Genomic DNA, 7,734 nt, shown 5'->3' on the forward strand with positions numbered 1-7,734 from the left:
ACCGGAGCCGGAGCCGGATCCAAGACCCAAAGCAGCCGCAGCATCGGGCGCGGCGGCATCGACCTTGGAGGCCTCGATCGTCACCGGGCCCACCGCTCGCGTCGAGCCAACGGAGCCTGCCTGAACCTCGCGCATCTGACCATCAAGCCACAGCGCCGATTCCAGCGGGATCACTACCGTGCTGGGCTTGTCGCCGGCAACCACGGCCGGGATTGCGAACACGTAACCGCCGACGCCCGCCACCATCAGGGCGAACGACGCGGCCGAAAGCGCCATCATGGGACGGGTGATGCCGGGTTTCCACCGCAGCCTACGCGCGCGGCGCGCGGGACGGTCGGTGGCGGCGAACGTGGGCGTGGGACTTGAGGAAGGGCTGACAGCGCGCCCGGCGGGCGTCAGCTGCTTGGCAGGCGCCTGAGAGCGCGCAGCATCAGCGGTGGCCAAGTCCGCCGTATCGTTGATGGCCAGATCAGCCGTGTCGCCGGTGCCCAAATCCGCCGCGTCGCCAGCCGCCAAGTCCACCGCATTGCCGGCAGCCAAATCAGCCGTGCCACGGGCGGCCAGGTCCGCCGTGTCGCCAGCCGCCAAATCCGCCGTGTCGCGCTCTTCATCGTGCGCGCCCTGCTCCTCCATCGCCTTCCCTCCCTTCCCTTCTCGTCTCAAAAGTCGCCGTTATGCCAGGCCGAGCCAGTTTTGCTGGCGCAAAGCCTCGTATGCGGCTATTGCAACCGAATTGCTTAAGTTTAAGCTACGCATGCCGTCGCGCATGGGGATGCGCACGCAGGCGGGCTCGAAGCGCCGCATAACGACCTCGTCGAGCCCGCGGCTTTCGCGCCCGAACACCAGCCAGGCGTCCGGGCCGTATGCGACGTCGGCGAAGCTGCGCTGCACGTGCCCTGTGAACAGGTGCAGCTCGTCGGTAGCGTGAGCCTCGAAGAACTCGTCGGCGCACGACCAGCGCACGATGTCGACGTCGTCCCAATAGTCGCACCCCGCGCGCGCAAGGTTGCGCTGCGTGACGGCGAAGCCCATAGGCTCCACCAGGTGCAGCCGCGCGCCGATACACGCGCACGTGCGCGCCACATTCCCCGTGTTTTGAGGGATCTCAGGCTCCACCAACACGATGTTGAGCATCCTTGCAACCTTTCCCTACACTCCCATTGCCTCGGCCTGCTTGGCCATTTCCTCTTCGAGCTCTTCGTTCAGCATGAACCACTCCTCCTCGGCGGCGGCAAGGCGCTGCTTGAGCTTGGAGTGCTCGGCCACGGCGTCCGAGGACGCGTCCTCGTTGACGTAGAAGTCGGGGTCGGCCATCTTCGCCAGCAGCTCCTCCATGCGGGCGTTATCGCGCTCCATCTGCTTGTCAAGCTCGGCGATGCGCTTGCGATGGTTCTTCAGCGCGGCGTAGGCGCGGTTGCGCGCCTCGGCCTCGCGGCGCTTCTGCTCCTTGGTCTTCGGCGAGCTGCCGCGCTTTGCCGTCAGCTCTCCCGAGGCAGCCGGCGCAGGCGAGGCGGGCGCGGCAGGCGCGGAAGATGCGCTCTTCGACGCCTTCCCCTTCCCCGATCCGCCCTTTCCGGCCGGTTTGCGCTCCATCAGCTCGTCGACGAGCGACTCGTCGGTGGGCTCGGGTCCGTCGAGCTGGCCGGACTTGAACAGGTAGTAGTCGTAGTCGCCATCGTAGACGGTGACCTTGCCGGGCCTCACCTCGACGATGCGGTTCGCGATGCTGCGGATGAGGTGGCGGTCGTGCGTGATGAGCAGGATAGTGCCCTCGAAGCGGTTGAGCGCCTGCTCAAGCACGTCGGCGCTGGCGATGTCCAGGTGGTTGGTGGGCTCGTCAAGGCACAGCAACGGCTTGGGCGCCACCAGCATCTTCGCCAGCGCAAGACGGCCCTTTTCGCCGCCGGAGAGCACGCTGACCTTCTTCTCGACGGCGTCGCCCTCGAACAGGAAGGCGCCGAGCAGGCTGCGCACCTGGCTGATGTTCCAGCCCGGCGCCACGTGGTCGAGCTCCTCGAACACGGTGTTGCCCGCGTGCAGCTCCTCTAGCTGGTGCTGCGCGTAGTACGTGAGCGCCACGTGCACGCCGTAGTCGATGGTGCCGGCGTCGGGCTTCATGACGCCCGCGATCATCTTCATAAGCGTGGATTTGCCCGCGCCGTTGGGGCCCACAAGCGCCACCTTGTCGCCGCGATACATGGTGAAGTCGAAGTTGTCGTAGACGCGCTTGTCGCCGAAGGCCTTCACCAGGCCGCGGCAGCGCACCACCTCGTCGCCGGTGCGCGGCGGCTGCACGAAGTTGAAGTGGATGGGCTTCTTCTCCTCGGGGATCTCGATGAGCTCCTCTTTCAGGCGCTCCAGGCGCTGCGCGCGCTCCTGGGCCTGGCGGGCCTTGGTGGCCTTGTAGCGGAAGCGCTCGACGAAGTCCTCTAGGTGCTTCATCTCCTCGAGCTGCTTGGTGCGTTGCTGGCGCAGGCGCTCGATGCGCTCCTCGCGCGCCTTGAGGTACGCGGAGTAGTTGCCCTTGTACAGGTTGACGCGGCCGTTGGCCACCTCGGCCACGCGGTCGATCATGTTGTCCATGAACTCGCGGTCGTGGCTGACAACGATGACGGTGCCCTCATAGCCGCGCAAAAAGCCCTCGAGCCATTTCACCGACTCAAGATCCAGGTGGTTTGTGGGCTCGTCGAGCATGAGCACCTCGGGATTGCGGACCAGAAGCTTGGCCAGCGCGATGCGCATCTGCCAACCGCCGGAGAAGTTCGTGGTGGCCTGCTTGATGTCGCCTTCCTTGAAGCCCAGGCCGAACAGCACGCCGCGGACCTTGGCCTCGATGGTGTAGCCGCCCAGCATCTCGTAGGCGTCGCGCGCGCGACCGGCGGCGGCAAGCTGGCGCTCGTTGGGGTTATCGCCCAGCGACTCCTCCAGCTCGCGCAGGCGCTGCTCGGCTTCCAGGATCTCCACCTGCGAGGACATAACCTCCTCGAAGATGGGGCGATCGGGCATCTCGATGGCTTCCTGCTCCAGGTAGCCCACGCGGGCGCCCTTCGCGAACAGGATGCGGCCCTCGTCGGCGTCCTCGCGGCCGCTGATGATGTTGAGCATGGTGGTTTTGCCGGCGCCGTTGGGGCCTACGAGCGCCAGGCGGTCGTATTCCTCCAGCTTGAACGTGACGTCGGAGAACAGCGTGCGCCCGCCGAACGACTTCGACAGATGCTCAACCTGCATGATCATGGTGCGACAACTCCTTCAGCGTTAAAACGAACCCACGCTAAGGGAGCGAGGAGCCGACACCGAGAAATGAGCGCAAAACGGATATCCCCACAGAGAGGGAAATTGACGCCCCCGCAGAAGGGGAAACTAACACCCCCACAGTTGGAGAAAACGGACTCCCCGCAGACAGGGGAATCCGTTCAGGCAAATCCGTTCAAACAAAAAAAGAACCGCCAACTTGCGCTGGCGGTTCTTGGAGCTTCATGGCTCCCCGGGTAGGATTCGAACCTACAACCCTCCGGTTAACAGCCGGATGCTCTGCCGTTGAGCTACCGAGGAATTTCTTCGGTGCGCTTCGTTTCCTTGGCGCAAGAAAGTATTATAGACATTTCAATTTTCGGCGCAACCCCCTTTTTCAAAAATTTTTTCAGCCGCCGATTTCGGGGGCTTGGCGCTTGATTTGCAGCCTCATCCGAACACCTTGGTTTCGTTATCGAACTCAACCGGACATGTACGGCTGAGTCTGGGAAAGTGCCTTTCCGGAGGCGAGGGCGCAGGGCCCTCCCGAGAGAAAGGAAGCGCCATGGAGGGAAAGAGGCGGCAGAAGCGGTACCGCAGGCTTGACCGGGCCGAGCGGGCGGCGGCCGAGATGAGCGGGCGAGCGCGAAGGCTCGAGCCGCAGATTCTGCACGGTCGGCGGAGAAAATTGAAGCTTTTCGCCGAATCATGGCAGAGAATGCGAGTTTTCCGAATGATGGAGAGCGATTTCGGGTGCAGGATGCTGCCGGAACGACGATGTGCATCGTTTATTACATGATTGCATGCGTTCGCTACAACCACGAATCAAGACCGCTGTCTAACTTTCGGAAAACTCGCATTTCAAGACGCGACAGCGGAAAAACCTTCCCGAACGGCAGGAATGGGCCCCGGATCGTTCAGGGCGAACGGGGGGACGGAGGTGTGTTCGCGGTCGACCCTCGCGCATCCGGCAACGCATCGCGAACGCACCTCCGCCCCCCGTTCACGCGCACCGCGCAACCGCGCGGGTTCCCGGGCACCCGCCCGCCTTCGCCGCTCAACAACGCAACGGCACGCCGCGGACGCCGCCAAGCGCCACGGACGCCCGCGTCCTAGTAAATCCCGAACGCGTTCCACAGCAGCACGTTCGCGCCGATCATCAGCACGAGCGAGCCGAACATGAAGTACAGCGCGATGCGATACACCGACACCGTCTGCCCCGCCACGGCGGCCGACGCCACCGCATGCGCGCCCGCCTGCTGCACAGGCACCTGCGCATGGGCGCCCAGCTGCGTGGTCCAGCCCTTCGACAGCGGCTCGCTCGAGCGCACCTGCAATAGCTCCAAAAACGACAGCGCCGCCGCAAGGGCAAAGTACAGCCCGAAGTCGCAAATGTAGCGCATAAGGATGCCGGCGCCCTGCAGGTCGAAGATGCACAGCACCACCGCCACGCACACCGCGCAAATCCACAGCGGCATAAGGCCCTTCGCCTTCAGGCCGTGGCGGACGCGCGGCAGAGCCAGCAGCACGAGCGTCATCGGGTACAGGAAGAAGTAGCCGCCGAACATGGGCTCGTAAATGGTGACGCCCTGATAAGCCGGGTCCATATAGGTCTGGTGCATGAACGGGAACTGGCTGCCCAGCGCCGGAGGCTGGAACAGGTACGCGTACAGGCCGAACGGGATGCGGTCGGCGTGGAACCCGCGATGCGTCATGTCGTTGGTGGTCAGGTTGTAGTTCGCGCCGAAGTCGAGCGGGCTGCCGAAGCGCGCGAAGTTGTACACCATGACCGCCGCGGCGACCACCAGAAATGGCACGAGCGCGGCGCGGAAGGCGCCTAGACAGGCCCGTCGCGCCTGGGCGTTGCCGCGAGCGTCGCGCAAAAACGGCCAGAACAGCACCAGCCCGAACACGGCGGCCAGCACCATCTGCGGGCGCGCGGCAAGCGTCAGCGCGATGAGCGCGGCACCCGCCGCCACGCGCCTGCGGTCTATGAAGCCGCCCGTGGTACCTGACACCCACAGCCCCAAGCCCCAGCTGATCAGGGCCAGGCCCATCGCCTCGGGCAGGAAGTACATGCTGGGCGTGCGCGCCAAGATCAGCCCGCCGCCGGCCACGAACATCATGATGTCGAGCACAAGCAGCACGCCGATCGACGTGCGAGGGAACCACCGGCGCGAGATGCGCGTGAGCAGGTACGCGATGCCCGCCACGTACACGCAGTCGCAGATGGCGACGCCAAGCCACGTGGGGAACCCGGTTCCCATAAGCAAAAGCCACGGGACGTAGAACATCAGGCACGGCAGCACGCCGAAGTATACGTAGTATTTCCCCTGGTAGTACGCGTGGTCCCACAGGTAAGGCACACCGGCGGAGTCGCGCGCCGCGGTGTCGTAGGGGTTGTCCATGGCCTGCAGCGCGGCCGAGGGCACGTCGTCCAAGTAGAAGTGCCCCTGAAGCAGCGCCTGGGCGAGTTTTTGGTACTGGAACTGGTTTTCCGTGCTGGCGGTGTGCGTGATGGATAGGAAGTGCGTGTTGGACATGACCAGGATGAAGATGACGACGCACTGCACCGCCACCAATGCGATGACCATCCAGCCCTGACGCGTGATGCGACCGTCGAACACGCGGCTGAACAGGACCGATTGCGGTCGGACGGCATACAGTGCCAGCAGCACCGCCAGGATGAAGGCGAAGCGCAGCGGGTCGATATCGAGCGGCACCTGCTGGTTCAGGCCGATTCCCGTCACGGTCACCGAGCCCACGTCGGCCAGGTTCGTGATCGAGACGTAGATGGAATGGCAGTCGCCCGCCGGGTCCAGGCTGATATAGGTGCTGGCGGCGTCCTTCGGGTCGACCGAGACCGCCGGCAGCTGATAGTAGTTCGCATTGCCCTCGTCCTGCAGGTACATGACCACCTGCAACTTGCTGTCGGTGGCCTTCGCGGCCGCCGCGGGATCGTTAAGCTGAGGGGTGAAGTGGATGCTGCGGACGGTGTCGTCAAGGCCCGTGATCTCGAAGTAGTTCGCGGACGAGTCGAGCGTCAGCGCGCCTTCGGTGCCCGCCGCCACGCCGTTGACCAGGTACGTCCCCACCTGCGGGTAAGTCATGGACGTGAAGAAGGCCAGGTTGAAGCCGAACACCTCAATGAGCACGGCGATCAGCACGCAGATAACGATGCCGGCGAAGCGCTTGAGCGGGCTGACGTAGGCACCGGCAGAGCCGGCGAAGCCCATGTCGCAGGTTTCGGAAGGCGAAGCCCAGCCCTGCTGCGGGCGCACGGCCCCGTGACGGCCGTGGCGCGCATACGCAGGCTGCGCCGAGTTGCCGGCATGGGCGCCGGGAGCAGCCGAGCCGCCCGGCATGCGCGAGGTTCCCGACCCGCCACGCGACCAGCGGTTATAGGGAGTGTTGCCAGGCTGCGCGGGTTGCCCGCCGTAGCCCGCGTGGGAGCCGGTGGCGCCTGCCGGGCCGGCGCCACCGGGAGTGCCGGGGGCACCAGAGCGCGCTGCGCCGCGCCCGCCGTGGGAGGCGTAGCTTTCGCGGGCGTACTGCTCGAACTCAGGCGAGGAAACGCCCGGCTCGAAAGGGTCATGATACTGTTGATTACGATTCACCATGGCCCGGATTATACTTCCAAGGACGAACCCGTCCGAAACCCAGGGAGGCACAATGGACGAAAAAGACATTGCCGCGTTGCAAAACGCCGAAATAGATTACGAGGACATCATCGACCGCTTCGAAGGCAACGAATCGCTGTACCTGAAACTGGCCGAGCTGTTCCTCAACGACCCCCACATGCCCAACGTCCGCAAGGCGTTCGCCGCAGGCGATCTGGCAACCGCAGAGGCGGAAGCCCACGCCCTCAAAGGCGTAGCCGGCAACCTCTCGCTAACCAGCGTGCACCAGCTGGCGAAAAGCATGAACGACGCCCTCAGAGACGGCAACGAAGCCACAGCAACCAAGCTGCTGCCGCAACTGAACGAAGCATACGCGAAGGCAGTCAGCGCCTTGCGGGAGGTGTTGGGGAGGTAGGGAGAGGGAGCTGGAGGCCCGCGCCCGAAACGCCAGCATTTGCTCAGCAGATGCGGCTGCGCATCATCCGACAGGAAACGAAGTCCCCACGCGAAGGCCCTACGCGAAGTGCCAACGCCACGCCCCGCGCCCAGCCCCAAAAGCGCCCCAACAACAAGGAAGCGCGGTGCAGCATATGCCAGCACCGCACTTCGCTTCTTCTATCCGATGACCTTAGGCAGCCGCAACGTTCGGGGACGCCACGATCGTTTCGGGATCGCCGCCCGCTTCGACCGTCGAGATGATTTCAGCCCACGTGGCCTCATCGCGATACGCAAGCCACAGGTTGATATCAGGATCCATGTCGCCCTGGTACGGACCCGTGCCGGAGACGAACGTGATCTTGTCCGCATTCTGCGCGAACGCCTTCACCGTCTCGATCAGGTTCGCCGTAGCCCAATCGGTATCGCAGTTGTCGATGAGCGCCTG

At 64.5% G+C, this 7,734-nt stretch carries 6 protein-coding genes and 1 tRNA gene; 1 reads left to right on the forward strand and 6 read right to left on the reverse strand.

Annotated features, from left to right (window positions below; genetic code table 11):
• From Q0H50_RS07245 to Q0H50_RS07265, 5 genes are all read right to left on the reverse strand, one after another.
• Nucleotides 1-633: hypothetical protein (locus Q0H50_RS07245; protein ID WP_294420928.1), on the reverse strand; the 633-nt coding region annotated here is incomplete at its 3' end.
• 39 nt (nt 634-672) lie between these two features.
• Nucleotides 673-1,134: a tRNA (cytidine(34)-2'-O)-methyltransferase gene (locus Q0H50_RS07250; protein WP_294420930.1), complete on the reverse strand. Its 462-nt coding sequence runs from the start codon at nt 1,132-1,134 to the stop codon at nt 673-675.
• A 15-nt stretch (nt 1,135-1,149) separates the two neighbouring features.
• Entirely contained in the window at nt 1,150-3,234 is a 2,085-nt protein-coding gene (gene abc-f / locus Q0H50_RS07255) for a ribosomal protection-like ABC-F family protein (protein WP_294420932.1), read from the reverse strand.
• 243 nt (nt 3,235-3,477) lie between these two features.
• A tRNA-Asn gene (locus tag Q0H50_RS07260) sits at nt 3,478-3,552 on the reverse strand.
• Between the two features lie 791 nt (nt 3,553-4,343).
• On the reverse strand, nt 4,344-6,851 hold the full coding sequence (locus Q0H50_RS07265; RefSeq protein WP_294420934.1) for a hypothetical protein: 2,508 nt from the start codon (nt 6,849-6,851) through the stop codon (nt 4,344-4,346).
• Between the two features lie 52 nt (nt 6,852-6,903).
• Between Q0H50_RS07265 and Q0H50_RS07270 the strand changes: the two genes are divergently transcribed.
• Nucleotides 6,904-7,266: an Hpt domain-containing protein gene (locus Q0H50_RS07270; protein WP_294420936.1), complete on the forward strand. Its 363-nt coding sequence runs from the start codon at nt 6,904-6,906 to the stop codon at nt 7,264-7,266.
• A gap of 213 nt (nt 7,267-7,479) precedes the next feature.
• Here the strand turns inward: Q0H50_RS07270 and Q0H50_RS07275 are convergent.
• Nucleotides 7,480-7,734: hypothetical protein (locus Q0H50_RS07275; RefSeq protein WP_294420937.1), on the reverse strand; the 255-nt coding region annotated here is incomplete at its 5' end.

Origin of the sequence: uncultured Senegalimassilia sp., assembly GCF_934632265.1 — a bacterium.
GTDB lineage: Bacteria > Actinomycetota > Coriobacteriia > Coriobacteriales > Eggerthellaceae > Senegalimassilia.

Coding starts and splice junctions, on each gene's coding strand:
- Q0H50_RS07250 (WP_294420930.1), bottom strand. CDS start 1,134: ATGCTCAACATCGTGTTGGTGGAGCCTGAGATCCCTCAAAACACGGGG.
- abc-f (WP_294420932.1), bottom strand. CDS start 3,234: ATGATCATGCAGGTTGAGCATCTGTCGAAGTCGTTCGGCGGGCGCACG.
- Q0H50_RS07265 (WP_294420934.1), bottom strand. CDS start 6,851: ATGGTGAATCGTAATCAACAGTATCATGACCCTTTCGAGCCGGGCGTT.
- Q0H50_RS07270 (WP_294420936.1), top strand. CDS start 6,904: ATGGACGAAAAAGACATTGCCGCGTTGCAAAACGCCGAAATAGATTAC.